Genomic DNA, 19,062 nt, shown 5'->3' with positions numbered 1-19,062 from the left:
GACCCGATGACGGGCCGCACCTGGTCCGCCCGGCGCGGGGGCGGCGCGCACGGGCCGGGCGGCCGGCTCGCCGCCCCCGCCCACGGCCGGCCGCTTCCCGCGGCCGGACCGCTGCTCGCCTGGACCCAGGGCCACGCCGTCCGCCGCGACGATCCCGCCGCCTGCACACTGAGACACACCCTGGAACTCCGCTCCCGGCGGCTGCTCCAGCTGTGGGCGCCCCTGGTCGCCTGGGCCATGCTCGCCCGCGGCGACATCGACGGCTTCGTCGGCTACCGCGCGGAGGCCATCGACCTGCCCGCCGGTGCGCTGCTCGCCCGCGAGGCCGGGATGGCCGTACGGCACCTGGACGGCGCGGAGTTCGGCGGCGGCTTCAGCGGTCCGGACACGGGGCGCTCCTTCGTCGCGGGGCGCCCGGACGTGCTGCCGCATCTGCTGGACCTCGTCGCTACGTCCGCGTCCTCTCCCGGCACCGAGGGCACGTACACGGCGGAAACCGCCCCGACAGGTCCATCGGCGCGGCGTCCTTCGGCGGACGGTACGTCACCCTCGGTCCCCAGGTCCGGCCCCCGTCCCGGGACACCCTCAACGTGAGGTACGCACCGACGGCGACCTCTTCCTCGTCCTGCTGCATGCCAACGCCTTTCACTTTCCGTGGTGATGCATGCACAGAGTGATGTGGAGTTGGGTACCTTCGGAAGATGACAGAGCGTGACAACGGAGTGCGCACCTGGGGGAGTTGAGTACGTGGCCATCGAGGACAATCCGCGCTCGCGGGAGCAGTACGGGCAGGAGCTCAAGCGGCGGCGGGAGGCGGCGGGGCTCACACAGGAGGAGTTGAGCCAGCGTGTCGTGATGTCCCGCACGCACATCGCCCATATCGAGGCGGGGCGCCGACGGCCGGATGTGGAGGATGCGCGGCGGCTCGATCAAGTGCTGGACACGGGCGGGTTCTTTGAGCGGTTCCTGCCGGCGCTGGATGGCAGGAAGGTTGCGGAGCACTTCGCAGAGGCTGCGGAGCTGGAGCGGCAGGCAGTCGCCATCAAGGAGTTCGCGAATGTTCTGGTACCGGGATTCCTCCAAACAGCGGCGTACGCGCGTGAGGTGCTGGGCTCCGGACACCCGGCCAAGAGCGACGAGAAACGTGACAGCCTCCTCGCCACCCGCCTAGAACTCGTAACACGATCTTGTGGATGGGTGCTGGTCGGGCGTGACCGGTACGACGATTCCGCCGTTCGTGAGGTGTGGGGAATCGGCCGTGGATCGTAGAGGATGAACTGTGGGAGCTGATCGAGCCGTTGCTGCCGCCGTGGCCGCGGAAGGCTCCCGGCCCGAGGCCGGTGGATGACCGGCGGTGCCTGCAGGGCATCCTGTACGTGCTCTACAACGACGTCAGTTGGCAACTGCTGCCGCTGGAGCTGGGGTTCGGCTCCGGACAGACGTGCTGGCGCCGGCTAGGTCGGTGGCATGAAGTCGGCGTCTTCGAGACGCTGCACGGCATCCTGCTCGCCGAGTTGCACGCGGCCGACGCCCTGGACTGGACCCGGGCCTGCGTGGATGCCTCCCACATCCGCGCGAAAAAAGGGGGCGAGGCGACCGGCCCGTCACCGGTCGACCGCGGGAAGACGGGCAGTAAACACCATCTGATCTGCGACGGGAAGGGCACCCCGTTCAAGGTCATCACCACCGCGGCCAACGTCAACGACGTCACTCAGACCCTGGCGCTGGTCGACGGCATCCCGCTCGTGGCCGGAAAGCCCGGCCGGCCGCGTAGGCGCCCCGACGCGCTTCTGGGCGACAAGGGCTACGACAGCAACCCCAACCGGCGCGAGCTGCGCAAGCGCCGGATCCTGCCGGTGATCTCCCGCAAGGGCGCCCCCAACATCAAGGGCCTGGGCAAGCTCCGCTACGTCGTCGAGCAGACCTTCTCGCTCCTGCACCACTTCAAGCGCCTGGCTGTCCGCTGGGAATGGCGCCTCGACCTGCACGACGCTCTCGTCTCCCTCGCCTGCGGCCTCATCTGCTGGACACGCCTCAAGAAGGTCCGCAACAGATCAGAAGGGCAGCGGCTCGGAGCTGAGTGACTCGGTATATCCAGGGACCACCGCCCAGGAACGGCGGCGCAGATCGCATCCAAATCGGCGCGGGTCCGGCCCCGGACGTGAAGCCAACTGTGGACGCCCAGGCCATCTTCGCGCAGCAGCTTGCCCGGGGCAGAGAACCATCTTGAAGCGGTCGGGAGATCCGTTCAGCCGATGGTGAAGCGCTGGTTCTGGGCGCCTCGGTCGCAGCGGGCAGTGCGGTAGTAGCCGTTGTCCTGCTGGTAGAGGCAGCGGCCCGTGCCGACGCTCTGGAGCATGATGGCGCTGCGGGCGGCGGGCTGGACGGTGCGCCACTTCTGGTATGAGCCGCCGTTACAGCGCAGGGGGTAGACGTCGCCCCGGTCATTGCTGTCGAGGCAGCGGCCCCAGAAGTTGTTCTTAAGAGTGGTGCTGGTGTTGAGGCGGCCGTTCCACTGCCACAGGAGGCTGCCGCGTCCGGTGGTGCAGCGGTCGCCCTTGAGGCCGGTTTCGGAGGTCTCGCGCAGGCAGTCACCGTAGCGGTAGTTCGCGAAGCGGCTGGTGGCGGTGGCAGCCGAGGCGGGTGTGGGGGTGAGGAGGGGGAGGGCGAGGCCGGCTGCGGCGACGAGGGCGGCGAAGGCTTTCCGGGTCGGGCGGCGCACTGGGGGTCTCCTTACAGTGGTTTTCAGAGGTACCTCAACAGGATCCCCGAACACCACCGCCTACGCCTGAAGAATGGGGAAAACCCGCTGACGACTCCTGAAGGTCCGAGAGGAGGCGCTACGTCGAAGCTGCCACTCATGCCACAGAACGTATCGGAAGCCCGAGCTGCATCGCCAAGAGACAATCAGGCCGCCAGAGAGCGCTGGCCTCCAGGGCCAGTCCGCAGCTTGGCAGCTCGCCAGAGCGGCCAAGCATGGATCCGACGAACGCGATGCCTCGACGACACGACCAAGATCGTGTTACGAGCTCCTAGAACGTGCCCGCATCATGGACGACTTCGATTCCCCCAGGGTCACGCTCCTGCTCAGCGAGGCGGTCCTGCGCCAGGTGATCGGCGGACCCCAGGTGATGTGCGAACAACTGTGACACATCCTTGAATTGAGCGATTGTCGACGCGTCCGCCTGCACGTGCTGCCCTTCACTGTGGGGGCTCACGCTCTTTTGGAAGGTCCGGTCAAGCTCATGTGGTTCGAGGAGCTCCCGCCTGTCGCATACACGGAGGGTCTGAAGTCAGGCAGGGTCTGGGAACTCCAGGGCACGGTACGCGAGTTTGAAGATGTCTACGATCACGCGCTGGGTGACGCGTTGTCGCACCGTAAGTCTCTGGCGTTGCTCAGGTCGGTCGCGGAGGATTACGAGCATGAGGCGCAGCAAGAACAGCATTCCTGACGCATCGGTACTGGCCGGCTGGCGCAAGTCCAGTTACAGCGGTGAGAGTGGCGGCAACTGCCTCGAAGTCACCGCCTGGCGCAAGTCGACGTACAGCGGTGAGAGCGGCGGCGACTGCCTCGAAGTGACCGACGCCGCCGCCCCCACCCACATCCCCGTCCGCGACAGCAAGAACCCCACCGGCCCCGCCGTGCTCTTCACGGCACCCGCCTGGTCGGCGTTCATCGGTGCCGTGAAGATCTGCGGTTAGGGCTCTGCCCGATCAGATCTGGAACGCCTCGAACTTCACGTCGGGACCGCAGGACGATGGTGGGCGGCACGGAAGTGCGGAACGCCCACCGCAGTGCATCAGGCGTACACGGTCAGGCCGGCCGAGCACACGGCGCCCGACGAGTTGGTCATGCACAGGTTGATGTAGAGCTTGGTGCCCTCGGCGACGTCCTTGGTCCGCTGGACACGTTGGCCCGATCCGCTGGTGCTGATCTTGATGCCTATGGACGCCTCGCCACGCGCCCCGAGGCCGTCGGCCGTGAAGTCGGAGACGTAGAGGGTGTCGCCCTTGGTGTACAGGCCGCCGTCAGCAGGGTCGGACTGCCAGTGGGCTTCGCCGACGAAGTTTCCGTGGCGGTCCTTGGCCCAGATGGTGCCGTCACCGGACGAATCGGGGCGCGATATGAAGGTGACGTCGGGAACCCCGGCCGCAGCCTTGGGGGCAAGCGGCCTGTTGGAGTCGGCGGCGGCGGGTGCGGCGAAGATGGCGGCGGTGACGATTGCGGCGCCTGCCGCAGCGGCAGTACGCGTGAGGATGGTTGCCACAGCTGGTTGTCCCCCGTATCAGGTGGTGAGTTCGCGGTAGCGCGACGAAACGCTCTTGCGGTCGGCCGAACGACCGGACCGGGGCGGCCTGCGACCCGGTCGGTGAACGTCCTTTCAGGATGCCGGGATGCCGCCGGTACGTCGTGAGCGCAGAGTGCACAACCGAGTTGGCACTGAGTTCACCCGTACCGCCGGAGGGCCTGGTGCCGGTGGTCCCTGGGGGTGGTGCCGTAGGCCGCGCGGTAGGCGCGGCTGAAGTCGGTCGCGCGGGGGAATCCCCAGCGGGTGGCGATGGCGTGGATGGGGGTGGCGTGCAGCGCCGGGTCGGTGAGGTCGCGGCGGGCCGCCTCCAGTCGCAGGCGGCGGATCCACGCGGCGACCGTGGCGTCCTCGTCCCGGAAGAGGCGGTGCAGATAGCTGGTGGAGATGTGGTGCGCGGCGGCGACCGTGGCCGGGGTGAGGCACGGGTCGTGCAGGTGCTCCCGGATGAACGCCTGGATGCGCAGGGCGAGGGCTCGTCGGTGGGTCTCCGGGGGGAGGCTGTCGTCGGCCTCGATCAGGTGGGCGAAGAGTGCGGCGACCAGGTCGACCAGCACCGTGCCCAGCCGGGGCCGGTCGGCAGGCTGGTACGCAGCGGTGTCCGTGGTCAGCTGGGTGAGGAACCCCGCGAGCAGGGCGCCCATCCCCTCCCGGCCCGACACCGGCGCCCCGACGATCCGGCCGGCCATGTCGCGCGGCAGCGGCAGCAGGGCCTTGGGGACCTCCAGCGCCACCGTAGTGACCGGGTCCCCGCTGCTGTGGACGTCGTTCGGCAGGGAGGAGGAGTTGATGAACAGGTCGTACGGCTTGTACTGGGTTTCCCGGTGCCTCCACACGCCCGCCCCGGTCCCGCGTACGACGAACGACAGGTGGTACGTCTCGGGGTCGGACTGGCGGATCAGCTTCGGCGTGCGCCGGAAGACCAGCGGCTGGAACTTGGCGGACCACACGGTGATGGCACCGAAGTCCAGCACGCGCTGGGAGGCCCGGAAGGCGTCGGCGTGGTCGCTGCGCAGCTCCATGGGGGCATGGGTGCGGCCCAACAGCTCGGCCCAGTAGCCGAACCGGTCCGGCACGGGCACATCGTCACTCCGGAACACCATCTCGCCCGACCGAGGCACACACCGACTCTTCGGACGCTCGCTAGCGCGTCAGCGCCAGCGCCGTCACCGACGTCACCACCGCCGCCGTCGCCAGGACCGCGCCCGTTCCCACCAGGCGTGCCACCGGCACGCGCACCCCGTAGGCGTGGCAGCGCTCGTACCAGAGCAGCGTCGCCAGGGAGGCCCACGGCGTGATCACCGGGCCCGCGTTGGTGCCGACCAGCAGGGCGAGGAGCTGGTCGTGGTTGGCGACCGGGACGGCGGCCTCCCCGGCGAGGTACACGGGGAGGTTGTTGAGGGTGTTGGACAGGCCGCCGCCGACCGCTGCCGCGCGGAACATGCCGAGGACGCCGCCGTCGTGGCCGACCGCGGACGCGAGCAGGTCGTGCAGCCCGTGTGCGTTGACCGTCTCGACCACCAGGAACATCCCCGGCACCATCACGAGCAGCCGCCAGGGGACGAGGGACGGCCGGAGTGCGGACCGGTGCCGTACCGCGAAGGCCGCAACGGCCACGGCCGCCGCCGTCGCGGACGCCATCCACAGCGGTACGTCGGCCACCAGGATGGCCAGCAGGAAGCCGCCGCAGGCGAACGCGCAGGCACGGAAGAGGACCGGATCGGCGGGGCGGTGCACCGCCGGGGGCCGGTAGCGGTCGGCGGCGTCAGCGCGTACGTCGGCGGCGCGGGCCGCGCCGGGGCCGGAAGCCGGTTCGGCCACCGGCTCGGGCCTGTGCGCGTCCGAACCGGCAACTGCAGTCCCACGCCTGCCCCGACGCCAGAAGAACAGCCACAAACAAGCCATGGTCACGGCGACAGCGGCGAGCTGCGGCGCCCACATCCGTCCCGCCAGCCCCAGCGGTGACAGCGCGACCCGGTTCGCGGCCAGCAGGTTCGTCAGGTTGGAGACCGGCAGGAGCAGGCTCGCCGTGTTGGCCAGCCACACCGTGGTCATCGCCAGCGGCACCGGTGCGATGCCCACGCGGGAGGCGAGCGCCAGCATCACCGGGGTCAGCAGGACGGCGGTGGTGTCCAGGTTCAGGGCGATGGTCGTGACGGACGCGAAGGCCACGCAGAGCAGGAACAGCAGCGGGTAGCTGCCCCGGCCCGCCCGGGCCACGCGGGCCGCGAGGACGTCGAACACCTCGGCCCTGCTGGTCAGTTCTGCCAGCACGATGACCGTGCCCAGGAATGCCAGCAGCGGGGCGATGCGGGTCATCGCGTCGGACGCCGAACCGGTGGGCAGCAGGCCCGTGGCCACGCACAGCAGGCCGACCGCCAGCAGGCCGATCGCCACTCGGTCGAGGACATGCAGACGGAGAAAGACACGCACGCCTGGAAGCCTCGCACATCTGTGCCCCGCTGTGACCAGAGGGCCGTCGAACGCCTGGAAACGGCCGGTATTGCGCTCGGTACTCACGGCATCATGGATACATGGTGGCTCGTCAGATCACCCCGGGGGACACCGGGCCATTGGATTTCTTCATCAGTTACTCGCCGGCCGACGAACGCTGGGCGTCCTGGATCGCCTGGACCCTGGAGGAGGCCGGCTACCGCACGGTGCTCCAGGCCTGGGACTTCGTGCCGGGAACGAACTTCGTCGACTTCATGGACCGCGGCGTCAGCGAGTCCGCCGCCGTCATCGCCGTCCTCTCGCGCAACTACGAGCGCTCCCGGTACGGCCGCATGGAGTGGCAGGCGGCCCTGCGGGCGGACCCGGACGCGCCGGAGCGAAGACTGCTCACCGTGCGGGTCGAGGACATCCCGGTGGAGGGGCTCCTGGCCACCATCACCTATGTCGACCTGGTGCCGGTCACCGACCCGTCGGCCGCCCGCGACCTGCTGCTCACCCGCGTCCGGCAGGCCCTCGACGGCCGCGCCCGGCCCGCCCTGCGCCCCGACTACCCGGGCGGCAACGGCCACCCCGCACCGTCGGCGCCGACCGTGCCGTCCCTGCCGCCCTCCGGGCGGCCGCTCGGCCGGTCCGGCTGGGCCGGGCGGCGCCGCCCCGCCGCCCCGCCGTCGTATCCGCGGACGACGGGCGAGACCCGCGGCCGAGAGGCGGTCACCCTGCTCCATCTGGCCGGGCCCGCCTTCGGACGGGGGCAGGACCCCGCCGAGCTGCAGGCGGCGATCTGGGGCGATCTGGTGGAACTCACCGACGCCGGAGCACCTTCGCCCGATCTGCTGGTCGTCACCGGCGACCTGACCGCGAGCGGCAGCCGCCGGGAGTTCGAGCAGGCCCTGTCCTTCCTCACCGGACTGCGCGCCCTGCTGGGCCTCGAACCGCACCGGGTGGCGCTCGTGCCGGGCGGCCAGGACGTCAACCAGGCCGCCTGCCAGGCCTACTTCAGCACCTGCGAGGCCGACGAGATGCCGCCGCGGCCGCCGTACTGGCCCAAGTGGCGGCACTTCGCCGGACTCTTCCAGGAGCTGTACCAGGGCCTCGACGTGGTCTTCGACAGCGACCAGCCCTGGACCCTCTTCCCCGTGCCCGAACTGCACACCGTGGTCGCGGGACTGAACTCCTCGATGGCCTACAGCCACCGCCGCGACGACCAGTACGGCCTGGTCGGACCCGAGCAGGCCGCCTGGTTCGCGCAGGCGCTGCGCCCGCACGAGACCGAGGGATGGCTGCGCATCGGCGTGCTGCGCCACGCGCCCGGCGCGGCCCGGCCGCCCGCGGTCCGCCGCACCGCCGCCTCCCCGGACGGCGCCGGGCCGCTGCGGGACACCGATGTGCTCACCCGGCTGACCGCGCCCCGGCTGCACCTGCTGCTGCACGGCCCCACCGACCCGGGCGCCCAGTCCGCCCTGACCACCCCCTCCGGCGAGGTTCCGGTGATCGGCGGCCTCGCGCCGGGCCGGCACCAGCTGCTCCGCGTCACCCGCGAGGGCCTCGCGACCTGGCAGGGCCCGGGAGAGCCGCGGCGCCGCCCGGTCCAGTGGCGGCGGGCCCACCGGGCCTTCGGGCCCGAGGACACCGACGGACCGGCGGGCGCCACGGCGGACACCCCGCGGCCGGACGGCTCCCTGCGCCCCGAGCCGGAGCTGCGCGCCCTGCAGACCCCGGCCGAGATACTGCTCGCCCGGGTCGCCGAGGTCTGCCGCACCCGCCACGAGGGCGCCCAGATCCGCCAGGTGGACGGCCCCGTGCCGCAACTCCTCGTCACCTGGAGCCAGTCGGGCTTCGTGCGGCAGCAGCGGGTGGCGGTCCACACCGGCACCCCGACCGCGCAGGACATCGAACGGTTCGTGGCCCTCGTGCACGCCGACGACTCCGAGACCGAGGCCGAACTCGTCCACGACGGCCGGCCTCCCGTGGGCGAGCTGCGCGACGCGGCCCGCCGCAGGGGCGTCAGGGTGCGCAGCTTCACCGAGTTCCAGGGCCTGCTCGACCTGCGCGCCTACGTGGCCGCGCAGAGCGAGCGGCTGCGCACCGACCCGCGCTATCCACCGGGCATGTACCTGCCCCAGCGGTACCGGGAGGTGGAACGCCTCGACGCCGAGGACCACGACGGGCTCGTCGACGAGATGCTCCGGCTGCTCGACTCCGACCAGGGCCGCTTCCTGCTGCTCCTCGGCGACTTCGGGCACGGCAAGACCTTCGCGCTGCGCGAGCTGGCCCGTCGCATCCCCGCCGAACTGCCGCACCTCGTACCCCTGTTGGTGGAACTGCACGCCCTGGACCGGGCCTACTCCTTCGAGGGGCTGGTCGCCGCCCACCTCGCCGCCCACGGCGTCGACAACATCGACCTGCGCGCCTTCCGCTACATGCTCCAGCAGGGCCGGATCGTGCTCCTCTTCGACGGCTTCGACGAACTCGTCAACCAGGTGACGTACGACCGCGCCGCCGAACGCCTCCAGGTGCTGCTCGACTCCGCCGTGGACAGCGCCAAGATCCTGGTCAGCAGCCGCACCCAGCACTTCCGCTCGCAGGGCCAGGTGCTGACCGCGCTCGGCGAGCGCGTCGGGCTGCTCCCGCACCGCCGGGTGCTGGCCGTCCAGGAGTTCACCCCGCAGCAGATCCGCGCCTACCTGGTCAACCGCTACGGCGACGCCCAGGCCGCCGACCGCCGGCTGCAGCTCCTCGACGCCATCCCCGACCTGCTCGCCCTGTGCCGCAACCCCCGGCTGCTCGGCTTCGTCGCCGACCTGGACGACGACCAGCTGCGCGCGGTCGCCGGTGCCGGCCGCGCGCTCAGCCCCGCCGGCCTCTACCAGGAGGTGCTCACCGCCTGGCTGGGCTTCGAGGAGCAGCGCGCCGGCGCCGCCCCCGGCCGGGCCCCCGGACTCAGCCTGGACCAGCTGTGGCACGCGGTCACCGCGCTCGCCCTCAGGCTGTGGGAGAGCGGCCAGGACTCGCTGCGCCTGGACGAACTGACCGATGTCGCCGAGACCCTGGCGGGTCTCGCGGGCACCCGGCTGTCGGTGCCGCAGACCGCGCACGCCATCGGCTCCGGCAGCCTGCTGGTGCGCAGCGACGAGGGCATGTTCCGGTTCATCCACGGCTCGGTCGTGGAGTGGCTCGTCGCCCGCGAGTGCGCCCAGCGGCTGACCGCCGGGGACGACACGCTGCCGGCGCGACGCCAACTCAGCCAGCTGGCCGTCGAGTTCCTGTGCGACCTCGCCGACCACCGGCTGTGCCAGAGCTGGGCCGAGCGGCAGCTCGGCGGCGGGGCCGGTGACGAACCCGAGGGGACCGAGGCCGGCCGCGCCAACGCCGTGAAGATCCTCAGCCGGCTGCGCGTGCCCGCCCACACCGATCTGCGCGGCGCCTCCCTGGCCGGTGAGGACCTCTCGCACCGCGACTTCTCGGGCGTCGACCTCACCCGGGCCGACCTCACCGACGCCCGGCTGGTCGGCGCCAACCTCTCCGGGGCCGTCCTGCGGCACGCCCGGCTGACCGGAGCCCGGCTCGACGGCGCCGATCTGACCGGCGCCGACCTGCGTGGCGCCGATCTGCGCCGGGCCCGGCTGATCCGCACCGATCTGACCGGCGCCCGGGTCGACGGTGGCCGGTGGCGGCAGGCGGCCGTCATCTCGGCGACCACCGGGCCCCTGGCACAGACCCCCGAGCTGGCCACCGCGGCCGTCGCCCCCGGCATGGCCGTCGACTCCGGCTTCCGGCCCTCCGCGGTGGGAGTCCCCTACGGCTTCAGCAGCCGCACCCGGCTGCCGGAGCCCATCTCGTACAGCCCCGACGGCGAACTGCTCGCCGTGGGCAGCGAGGACGGCGGTGTACTGCTCTGCGAGGCCGCCACCGGGCTCGCGCTGCGCACCCTGGAGGGCCACACCGGCCGGGTCTACGCGGTCAAGTTCCGTGAACGGGTGCTGGCCACCGGCAGCTCCGACGGCACCGTACGGCTGTGGGACCCGGTCTCCGGCCGCTGCCTGCACCGGCTGGACATCCACCCCGGCGGGGTCTGGCCGGTCGCTCTCGACGCCGACGGCTCCCTGCTGGCCACCGGCGACGCCGACGGCGTGATCACCGTGTGGGACCCGGCCACCGGCACGCCACTGCACCGGCTGCCCGGACACATCGCGCCCGTCTACACGGTGGCGTTCGCGCCGGACAGCACCACGCTGGTCACCGGGGACGCCTCCAGCGTCGTACGCCTGTGGGACCTTGCCACCGGAGCGCAGACGGGCGAACTGCCGGGCCACCGCGGCGCCGTGTACCGGGCACGGTTCAGCCCGGACGGCACCCTGCTGGTCACCGGCGACCACGGTGACGAGCGGCTGGGCGGCACCGTCCGGGTGTGGGACCTCGCCACCGGGACCCAGCGCCACGAGTTCACCGGCCACTCCGGGCGCGTCTACACGCTGGACTTCCACCCCGGCGGACGGTTCCTGGTCAGCGGCGACACCGACGGCGAGGTGCGGCTGTGGGACCTGGCCGCCGGGCGCAGCGCCGGGCTCCTCGGCGGCTGCCGCGGCGCCGTCTACCAGGTGCTGTTCGACCCCGACGGGACACAGCTCGCCGCGGGGGACAGCGCCGGAGTGGTCCGGCTGTGGCGGATCGACCCGGAGTCCGACCCCGTCGCCGTACCACTGAACCGGCAGCCCGCCGAGCACCGCGGCTCGGTGTGGGTGTGCAAGTTCCGGCCGCACGGCGACACGCCCGCCCCGGGCGCCGGCCCGCTGCTGGTGACCGGCGGCAACGACGGTGTCGTCCGCCTGTGGGATCCGTCCACCGGCCAGGGCAAGCGCATCCTGCGCGGCCACGGGCGCCGTATCGGGACCCTGTCCTTCAGCGCCGACGGCTCGATGCTGGCGGCCGGCGGCAACGACGGTGTCGTCCGCGTGTGGCACTCCGCCTCCGGCCGGCGGATGCGGGAACTGACCGGGCAGAGCGACCGTCTGGTGTCGGCGGCGTTCGGTCCCGCAGGCCCGCTGCTGGCCACCGCGAGCAGCGACGGCGACATCTACCTGTGGAACGCCGCCACCGGTGAGTACCAGCGGGAACTGGACGTCGAGACGGACCATGTGTGGGCCGAGGCGTTCAGCGCCGACGGCGAACTGCTGGCCACCGCCAACGACGACGACACGGTCCGTCTGTGGTACCGGGTGACCGGGGCCCACGTGGTCACCATCACCGAGCACTTCGGGCGGGTCCGAGCGATCGCCTTCCGCGGTGACGGTGCCGTCCTGGCCACCGGGTGCGACGACCGCAAGGTGCGGATCTGGGACATGGCCGAGCGCCGGATCACCGGCGTCCTGGACGGACACCGGGACCGGGTCTACGCCGTGGCGTTCGCCCCCGACGGCTCCTGGCTGGCCAGCGCCTCCTGGGACGGCACGGCGGTGATCTGGAAGGACGGGGAGATCGACCACCGCCTGACCGGTCACACCGGCAAGCTGTGGACGGCGGCGGCGCATCCGCGGCGGCATCTGCTGGCGACCGCCGGCGACGACCGGACCGTCCGCCTGTGGGACGCGCGGACCGGTGCCGGGACCGCCGTGCTCACCGGCCACACGGGCCGTGTGCTGGCTGTCGCCTTCAGCCCCGACGGCTCCCGGCTCGCCTCCGCGGGCGAGGACGGCACGGTCCGCCTGTGGCACATTCCCGCGGACGGTCCGCCCGCCCTGTGCGCCACCCTCGTCGGCATGCCCGGAGGCTGGGCCGCCCTGTCGCCCTCCGGCGGCTACAAGTACGAGGGCGACGTCACCGGCGAGTTCTGGCACGCGGTCGGCATGTGCCGCTTCGAGCCCGGCGAGTTGGACGGACATCTGCCCGGCGTGCGGCAGGTGCCGCTGGACGAGCCGCTGGAGTGAGGCGGGAAAGGGGACCGGCAAGAGTTTTGAACATGTTCAATTCCAGGCGTAGGCTCCTGCCATGAGCGACAGAGCCGCCCTGCTCAAGGGCATTCGCGCCTGGCTGGTCTTCTTCGTCGTGTGCCTGGTGCTCAGCGGCGCCACCGCCTTCCCGCTGGTGCACGAACTGCACTGGACCGAGGACGTGCTGCGGTCCCTGTCCGTGCCGCAGTACCTGCCGGGGCTGATGGACTGGATCTCGCGGGTGCGGCAGGGGCTCGACGCGGTCGACGCCGAGTACCCCTTCGTGCTGTACGGCACGGACTGGCTGGCGTTCGCCCACCTCGTCATCGCGGTCGCCTTCTACGGGCCCTACCGCGACCCGGTCCGCAACATCTGGGTCGTCGAGTTCGGGATGATCGCCTGCGCCGGCATCGTCCCGCTCGCGCTGATCTGCGGACCGGTGCGAGGGATCCCCTTCTGGTGGAGCGTGATCGACATGTCGTTCGGCGTGTTCGGGATCATCCCGCTGTACGTCGTACGGCAGAGGATCAAGCGGCTGGAGGCCCTCGGTTCTCCGGCTCCTTCTCCCGCCGCTTGAGGAGTGCGAAGGCCGCGCCCCTGCGCGGCCTTCGGCGGTTCGGTGGTCAGCTCAGGCGCCGGGTGAGTGCCTTGACGAGCTGGGTCCTGGCGACGCGCAGGGCGGGGGTTCCCTCGTGGCGGGCCGGCTTCGCGTACCAGGGCAGTGCGCGGCGGCGCCACTTCGCGGCGGGAAGGGCCGCGGGGACGGGCGGCAGGGGCCACTGCCAGGATCCGAGCCGCAGCTGGCCGCTCCACAGGCCGGCCCTGAGTCCGGTGACCGGCACGCGCACCACGAAGCGGCCGTCCCCGCCCGGCGCAGGGCGGGCCGGACAGCCGACGATGTCGCCCCGATCGCTGGTCAGGACGGCCCTCAGCTCCCCCTCGGGGTACTCGGTGAGCGTGCAGCGGCCGGTGAACTCCAGCTCGGTGGGTGCGTCGGGGGCCCAGCGGACGTCGTCGCCGAGGCTGATGTGCGGCGCCACGCGGTGCTTGGCCTCGCCGAGGTCGAGGGTGAAGTTGCCGTGCGGTGTGGTGGTGTAGAGGGTGACGGCCCGCAACGCGTCGCCGGTGGCGACGACCCGCGTACGGGCCTCGGCGCAGACGTCGGCGGACCGCTTGCTGCCGATCCGGACCTCCTTGGACAGCCCCTGGGCGCCGACGGCGAGGGAGATGTCCCACAGCCCGTCGCCGAGCGGCTCGCCGTCGGCGGCGGTGGCGATGTCGACGACGGCCTCGAACCCGGCCCGGTCGTAGGCGAACCGGCCCTGGTCCTCCTTCGCCCCGAGGCCGGGTGTGGCGGTGTGGGTCACCGGCAGGCGGTACTCGACGGCGCTGTCCCGTTCCCGCAGGACGAGACCGGTGCTGACGTCCTGGGTCTCCACGCGGTGGAGGTAGGCATGGCCGGCCAGGTGCAGCACGGTGCCCCGCAGCTCCGCCCGGGTGACGTGGTGCCGGGTGCCGAGCTGGGCGGTGACGTCGTAGCAGGAGTCGGGGACGGCACGGGCCGGATCGCGGAGGTAGGGGTAGCGGGCGAGCGCGCGGCCCCGGTCGATGAGCAGGGCAGTGGCCGCCTTGGTCCGGCCGGTCTCCTTCTCGAACGCGACGACGTCCAGCAGCTCGTCGAGCATGCGGTTGCGGACCAGGTGCAGCCGCAGCCGGGCCATCGCGGAGAGCCGGTCGTTCATCCCCTCGTGCCACAACGGCTCGATCGCGTCGGCCAGTTGGCTCAGCATCTTCTCCTGGACCTCACGGGGCTCGTGGACGAGCTGGTCGGCGAGGAGCTGTTGGACCTCCACGGTCAGGTGCCGGTGGGCCAGATGGTCGCGACCGGGGCTGGGCGGCACGGTGTCCAGGATCAGGTCGACCATGCGCGGCAGGAACCGCAGCCGGCGTTCGGATCCGGTCAGCCGCCGGGTGATGTTGCCCTCGTCCTCGCGCAGCACCCAGTACAGGCAGTCGTAGTCGGCGACCACGGAGATGCCGGAGGCGTGCAGATAGGCCGCGCCGACGAAGAGCTGGTCCTCGCCGATGGCCAGATCCGTCGGGAACCGCAGCCGGTGACGCTCCAGCAGTTCCCGGCGGAACAGCTTCATGGGGTTGAGCGTCCAGTACACGCGGGAGGAGAAGACGTCCGTGCGTGGCTGGTTGCGCTTGAACATCGACGTGGGCGCGCCGCGTCCGCCGACGCCCACCATCTTGCCCAGTACGACGTCGGTGCCGTTCTCCTCGGCCATGGCGACCATGCGCTCAAGAGCCTCGGGGCCGAGGTGGTCGTCGGCGTCCAGGAAGAACACGAACGTGCCCGTGGCGTGTGCGAGCCCGGCGTTGCGCGGTGCGGACGGGCCGCCGGAGTTGGCCTGGTGGAAGACGTGCAGCAGCCCCGGGTACAGGCCTTCCAGGCGCTCCAGTTCGGCCGCTGTGCCGTCGGTGGAACCGTCGTCGACGACGATGACCTCGAGCCGGTCGCGGCCGATGGTCTGCTCGGCGACCGAGGCGATGCAGCGGGTCAGATAGGGCATCGCGTTGTAGGCCGCGATGATCACCGAGACGGTGGGGCCGGGCATGTCTGTGCGCTCCAAAAATACCGGTCGGCCCCACTCCATGGAGTGTTCCGGTATCTCCTGTGGAGGCTCTCTGCGCGCGGGAACCTTGTCTGTTTCTGTGAACCTACCATTCACTTTCGGTGCCGCAGATGTGGGAGCCGGGTGAAGCGCCAGTTCCGGCCAGGATCGGGCCCTGGTCCCGGGCCCCGGTCTCAGCCCCTGGTCCCGGGCCCGACGGTCAGTCGGGCATGGACCGGAGCGTGTGCAGGGTGTCGATGCGGTTCGTGGTGATGGAGTCGACGCCCAGGTCGAGGAGGCGGCGCAGGGAGCGGCGGGTGTCCGGGGTCCAGACGGACAGCAGGTAGCCGGCGTGGTGGACGCGCGCCGCCAGGTCCCGGTCGACCAGGGAGAAGCGGTAGTTGAGCCAGCGGGGGCGCACCACCTCCAGCAGCGCGGGCCGGGGCGGGGCCAGGGTGGTCCAGGTCAGGGCGATCTCGGCGGACGGATCCTCGGCGCGGACGGCGAGCATGGCCTCGGCGTGCGCACAGTAGTAGACGCGGTCCCCGGCACCGGCCTGCCGTACGACGTCCATGACCTTCCGCACGGTCCGGCGGTCGACCCGGCCGCACAGGTCCACCATCACGCGGCTGCCGTCGGTCGCGGTCAGGGCCTCGTCCAGGGTGGGCACTCGGCCCGCTGTGAGCCCGCGCACCTCGTCGGCCGACAGCGAGCGCAGCGGACGGTCGTGTTCCCACAGCCGCTTCAGCGTCTCGTCGTGCAGGAGCACGGGGACGCCGTCGCGGGTGAGCCGGACGTCGAACTCCACCGCGTCCGCGCCCCGGCCGAGCGCGGAACGCAGGGAGTCGACGGTGTTCTCACGGAAGCGGTAGGGGTCGCCGCGGTGGGCCACGGCGGTCACGGTCTGCATGGCCCCCATTGTGACCATGCCGGCCGTGGTCATGGCGCAGGGATCAGGAGGCGAGCCATGAGGTGGTGTACGTGTCGATCTCCTGCGCGATCCGGGTCTTGTCCGCCGTGTCCATGAAGGACGCCTCGACGGCGTTGCGGGCGAGGCCGGCCACGCCCCGCTCGTCCAGGTCGAGGAGGCGGGCGGCCACCGCGTACTCGGTGTTGAGGTCGGTGCCGAACATCGGCGGGTCGTCGGAGTTGATCGTGACCAGCACGCCCGCCGCGGTGAACTCCTTGATCGGGTGCTCGTCGAGGGTGCGGACCGCGCGGGTGGCGATGTTGGAGGTCGGGCAGACCTCCAGCGGGATGCGGTGCTCGGCGAGGTGGGCGAGCAGCTCGGGGTCCTGCGCCGAGCTGGTGCCGTGCCCGATGCGCTCGGCGCGCAGCTCGGTCAGCGCGTCCCACACCGTCTGCGGGCCGGTGGTCTCCCCGGCGTGCGGGACGGAGCGCAGACCGGCGGCGATGGCCCGGTCGAAGTGGGGCTTGAACTGCGGCCGGGGTACGCCGATCTCGGGCCCGCCGAGCCCGAACGACACCAGGCCCTCCGGGCGGATCCGGTCGTCGGTGGCGAGGCGGGTGGTCTCCTCCGCGGCCTCCAGGCCGGCCTCGCCCGGGATGTCGAAGCACCAGCGAAGCACGGTCCCGAACTCCGCCTCGGCCGCCTTGCGCGCGTCCTCGATCGCGGCCATGAAGCCCAGCTCGTCGATGCCGCGCCGGGTCGAGGAGAACGGGGTGATCGTCAGCTCGGCGTACCGCACCTGCTGCCGGGCCAGGTCACGGGCCACCTCGTAGGTCAGCAGCCGTACGTCCTCCGGCGTGCGGATGAGGTCCACGACGGACAGGTACACGTCGATGAAGTGCGCGAAGTCCGTGAACGTGAAGTAGTCGACCAGCGCCTCGGGGTCGGAGGGGACCTTGGAGTCGGGGTGGCGGGCGGCCAGCTCCGAGACGATGCGCGGAGAGGCGGAGCCCACGTGATGGACGTGCAGCTCGGCCTTGGGCAGTCCGGCGATGAAGCTGTGCAGATCGCGGTCGGTCAAGGGTTCCTCCCCTTAAGCGGCGCCCGCGGAGCGAGATCCGTGGTGCGGGCGCGGGTGATCGGCTGATCGGTGATTCGGGATCATCCTAGGCGGGACCCGGTGCGGTGGCGGTGGGGCCGCGGACCGGGCCGGGCCCGGTGCGGTGGAGCCGCGGATGGTGGGACAGGCCCCGCCGGCGTCCACGACGGACTCGGCCCGCGGAGCGGCTGGGGCCCTGCTTTACCATGACCTGACGATCGACCGAGGGGGATGGGACGTGACGGACCGGACGCAGCCGGGCGCGGGCGAGGGAGCGGGCTTCGACCCGTGGGCGCCGCCCGAGAGCAAGCTGTCGCTGGACAAGGGCGCGCAGCAGCCGGCGCCCGGGCAGCAGCCTCCTGTGCAGGACCAGCAGCCCGCGGTGTCCCCGCCGACCGTGCACGACCAGGCCACCATGACGTCGCTGCCCGGCAGCGGTTTCGCCGCCCCCGGCTTCGGCCCGCCCGCCGCGGCCCCGAGCCAGGGCTGGAGCGAGTCCGCCGTGCCGCCCCCGCCGGTCGCGCCCTCCGCCGTCGGCGCACCAGGCCCGGCGGCGCCGGGCGGGTACGGCTACCCCGCCTACCCGCAGGGGTACGGCTGGCCCGGTATGCCGATGGCCCCGCAGAACGGCATGGGCACCGCGGCGATGGTGCTCGGCATCCTCTCCATCTGCCTGTTCTGCCTCTACGGTGTGCCCTCTCTCGTGCTCGGCGTCATAGCCGTGGTCCTCGGCGTCAAGGGCAAGAAGCGCGCCGAGCGCGGCGAGGCCACCAACCACGGTCAGGCCCAGGCGGGCTTCATCACGGGCATCATCGGGATCGTCCTCGGCGTCGCCATCATCACCTTCTTCGCCGTCGTCATCGTCATCGCCGTCAAGGACAGCAAGAACCACGACACGGACCCCGATCCGTCCTACAACTCCGCCCCCGGCATCTCCGCACCCGTGCTGACACGGGGCTGACCCCCCGGCCCGCGCGGCCCGCCCGCTCGCCCCCGTGGTGCGAGCGGGCGGGCCGCTGTCATATGTGCCGCAGCCGCTCCCGTGCCTCCATCAGCGCGAAGCCCAGCAGATTCGGCCCGCGCCAGCGCTCGGGGTTCGCGGCCGCCTCGTCGTCCGCGGCGAGGCCGATGCCCCACACCCGGTCCACGGGGCTCGCCTCCACCAGGACCCGGTCACCCGTGCCCAGCAGGAACGCCCGCAGGCCGTCGTCCGACGCGAACTTGTGGACACTGCCCTCGACGACGATCCGGAAGCGCTCACGCTCCCATGCCGCCTCGTCGAAGCCCCGGACCAGCCGCCCCGCCTTCTTCGCCCCGGCGGGATGCTCCGCCGCCAGCGCCCGGCGCTCGGCCTCCGGATCCCCGAACAGGCGCGCCTTGCCGGCCATCATCCAGTGCTCGGCCGTCGCGTACCGCACACCGTCCACCACGAACGGTGACGGCCACCACTGGCTCAGGCAGCTCGCGCCGATGCGGCCGTCGGGGCGCGGCCGGTGCCCCCAGAAGTGCAGATACCTGATCCGGGACCCCGCCCCGACTTCCCTGATCAGGGCTTCCACCCCGTCGATCTTCCCCATGCACGCGAGTGTGGCACGCACCACTGACACTCCGTCCGTCCTTTTCCGTGCCGACTCGACACCTGGTCGACAGATTCCGTCGCGTAACCAAAAGGCAACAACGGAATCACTTGTTGGAGGCTGGTTGCTCTGTCAGGATCGGCACTCAAATCGAGCTGGAGCTACGCCAC

The 19,062-nt window shown here is 71.7% G+C and carries 16 protein-coding genes and 1 pseudogene; 9 read left to right on the top strand and 8 right to left on the bottom strand.

Annotated features, from left to right (window positions below):
• The 3 genes from AB0H32_RS26725 to AB0H32_RS26715 all read left to right on the top strand — a co-directional run.
• A partial coding sequence (locus AB0H32_RS26725) for an inositol monophosphatase family protein (protein ID WP_361125081.1) occupies positions 1 to 594 on the top strand: 594 nt, incomplete at its 5' end.
• 153 nt (positions 595 to 747) lie between these two features.
• Positions 748 to 1,269 carry a Scr1 family TA system antitoxin-like transcriptional regulator gene (locus AB0H32_RS26720; RefSeq protein WP_361125079.1) on the top strand — a complete coding sequence of 174 codons (522 nt, stop codon included), beginning with the start codon at positions 748 to 750 and terminating at the stop codon, positions 1,267 to 1,269.
• Positions 1,245 to 2,084: an IS5 family transposase gene (locus AB0H32_RS26715; RefSeq protein ID WP_361125077.1), complete on the top strand. Its 840-nt coding sequence runs from the start codon at positions 1,245 to 1,247 to the stop codon at positions 2,082 to 2,084. Before AB0H32_RS26720 ends, AB0H32_RS26715 begins: the two co-directional genes overlap by 25 nt.
• Positions 2,085 to 2,248: 164 nt before the next feature.
• Here the strand turns inward: AB0H32_RS26715 and AB0H32_RS26710 are convergent, their stop codons facing one another.
• Complete coding sequence (locus AB0H32_RS26710) at positions 2,249 to 2,722, bottom strand: hypothetical protein (protein ID WP_361125075.1); 474 nt, start codon at positions 2,720 to 2,722, stop codon at positions 2,249 to 2,251.
• 97 nt (positions 2,723 to 2,819) lie between these two features.
• Between AB0H32_RS26710 and AB0H32_RS26705 the strand changes: the two genes are divergently transcribed.
• Genes AB0H32_RS26705 through AB0H32_RS26695 form a run of 3 tightly spaced genes read left to right on the top strand, consistent with a single transcriptional unit; the run spans position 2,820 to position 3,702 of the window.
• Positions 2,820 to 3,149 (top strand): Scr1 family TA system antitoxin-like transcriptional regulator, encoded by a 330-nt coding sequence (locus AB0H32_RS26705; protein ID WP_361125083.1) that lies wholly within the window; start codon positions 2,820 to 2,822, stop codon positions 3,147 to 3,149.
• Positions 3,150 to 3,161: 12 nt separating this feature from the next.
• The gene (locus tag AB0H32_RS26700) at positions 3,162 to 3,452 is read left to right on the top strand and encodes a Scr1 family TA system antitoxin-like transcriptional regulator (protein ID WP_361125073.1); all 291 of its coding nucleotides are present in this window, start codon (positions 3,162 to 3,164) and stop codon (positions 3,450 to 3,452) included.
• Positions 3,424 to 3,702, top strand: a complete 279-nt coding sequence (locus tag AB0H32_RS26695; protein ID WP_361125071.1) for a DUF397 domain-containing protein — start codon at positions 3,424 to 3,426, stop codon at positions 3,700 to 3,702. The genes AB0H32_RS26700 and AB0H32_RS26695 overlap by 29 nt, the downstream gene beginning before the upstream one ends.
• Before the next feature lie 98 nt (positions 3,703 to 3,800).
• Here AB0H32_RS26695 and AB0H32_RS26690 read toward each other — a convergent pair whose 3' ends face one another.
• The 3 genes from AB0H32_RS26690 to AB0H32_RS26680 all read right to left on the bottom strand — a co-directional run bounded on the left by AB0H32_RS26690 (position 3,801) and on the right by AB0H32_RS26680 (position 6,740).
• Positions 3,801 to 4,268: a hypothetical protein gene (locus tag AB0H32_RS26690; protein WP_361125070.1), complete on the bottom strand. Its 468-nt coding sequence runs from the start codon at positions 4,266 to 4,268 to the stop codon at positions 3,801 to 3,803.
• Between the two features lie 179 nt (positions 4,269 to 4,447).
• Positions 4,448 to 5,383 (bottom strand): helix-turn-helix domain-containing protein, encoded by a 936-nt coding sequence (locus AB0H32_RS26685; protein WP_361125068.1) that lies wholly within the window; start codon positions 5,381 to 5,383, stop codon positions 4,448 to 4,450.
• Between the two features lie 67 nt (positions 5,384 to 5,450).
• Entirely contained in the window at positions 5,451 to 6,740 is a 1,290-nt protein-coding gene (locus tag AB0H32_RS26680) for an SLC13 family permease (protein ID WP_361125066.1), read from the bottom strand.
• A gap of 101 nt (positions 6,741 to 6,841) precedes the next feature.
• On the opposite strand from AB0H32_RS26680, the gene AB0H32_RS26675 reads away from it, so the two are divergent.
• Together AB0H32_RS26675 and AB0H32_RS26670 are read left to right on the top strand one after the other, a co-directional pair.
• The gene (locus AB0H32_RS26675) at positions 6,842 to 12,685 is read left to right on the top strand and encodes a TIR domain-containing protein (RefSeq protein ID WP_361125064.1); all 5,844 of its coding nucleotides are present in this window, start codon (positions 6,842 to 6,844) and stop codon (positions 12,683 to 12,685) included.
• A gap of 61 nt (positions 12,686 to 12,746) precedes the next feature.
• Entirely contained in the window at positions 12,747 to 13,265 is a 519-nt protein-coding gene (locus tag AB0H32_RS26670; protein ID WP_361125062.1) for a hypothetical protein, read from the top strand.
• 46 nt (positions 13,266 to 13,311) lie between these two features.
• Here the strand turns inward: AB0H32_RS26670 and AB0H32_RS26665 are convergent, their stop codons facing one another.
• The 3 genes and pseudogenes from AB0H32_RS26665 to AB0H32_RS26655 form a co-directional block, all read right to left on the bottom strand.
• The gene (locus tag AB0H32_RS26665) at positions 13,312 to 15,309 is read right to left on the bottom strand and encodes a glycosyltransferase family 2 protein (protein ID WP_361125060.1); all 1,998 of its coding nucleotides are present in this window, start codon (positions 15,307 to 15,309) and stop codon (positions 13,312 to 13,314) included.
• Positions 15,310 to 15,526: 217 nt separating this feature from the next.
• Positions 15,527 to 16,216 (bottom strand): glycerophosphodiester phosphodiesterase, encoded by a 690-nt coding sequence (locus tag AB0H32_RS26660; RefSeq protein ID WP_361125058.1) that lies wholly within the window; start codon positions 16,214 to 16,216, stop codon positions 15,527 to 15,529.
• Between the two features lie 43 nt (positions 16,217 to 16,259).
• A pseudogene (locus tag AB0H32_RS26655) lies at positions 16,260 to 17,334 on the bottom strand (adenosine deaminase).
• A 219-nt stretch (positions 17,335 to 17,553) separates the two neighbouring features.
• Here AB0H32_RS26655 and AB0H32_RS26650 point away from each other — a divergent pair.
• A complete protein-coding gene (locus AB0H32_RS26650) occupies positions 17,554 to 18,276 on the top strand; it encodes a DUF4190 domain-containing protein (protein WP_361125056.1) in 723 nt (240 codons plus the stop codon).
• A gap of 58 nt (positions 18,277 to 18,334) precedes the next feature.
• Here AB0H32_RS26650 and AB0H32_RS26645 read toward each other — a convergent pair whose 3' ends face one another.
• Entirely contained in the window at positions 18,335 to 18,892 is a 558-nt protein-coding gene (locus AB0H32_RS26645; protein ID WP_361125054.1) for an NADAR family protein, read from the bottom strand.
• Positions 18,893 to 19,062: the final 170 nt, after the last annotated feature.

Origin of the sequence: Streptomyces sp. NPDC020362, from assembly GCF_040642095.1 — a bacterium.
In the GTDB taxonomy this organism is placed as follows: Bacteria; Actinomycetota; Actinomycetes; order Streptomycetales; family Streptomycetaceae; genus Streptomyces.
Note: the sequence above shows the minus strand (reverse complement) of the source record. Positions and strands in the feature narration are given on the sequence as shown.

Excerpts from the sequence above, each read along its gene's own strand:
- AB0H32_RS26645 (WP_361125054.1), bottom strand. The coding sequence starts at position 18,892 with ATGGGGAAGATCGACGGGGTGGAAGCCCTGATCAGGGAAGTCGGGGCG.
- AB0H32_RS26670 (WP_361125062.1), top strand. The coding sequence starts at position 12,747 with ATGAGCGACAGAGCCGCCCTGCTCAAGGGCATTCGCGCCTGGCTGGTC.
- AB0H32_RS26665 (WP_361125060.1), bottom strand. The coding sequence starts at position 15,309 with ATGCCCGGCCCCACCGTCTCGGTGATCATCGCGGCCTACAACGCGATG.
- AB0H32_RS26660 (WP_361125058.1), bottom strand. The coding sequence starts at position 16,216 with ATGCAGACCGTGACCGCCGTGGCCCACCGCGGCGACCCCTACCGCTTC.
- AB0H32_RS26695 (WP_361125071.1), top strand. The coding sequence starts at position 3,424 with ATGAGGCGCAGCAAGAACAGCATTCCTGACGCATCGGTACTGGCCGGC.
- AB0H32_RS26675 (WP_361125064.1), top strand. The coding sequence starts at position 6,842 with ATGGTGGCTCGTCAGATCACCCCGGGGGACACCGGGCCATTGGATTTC.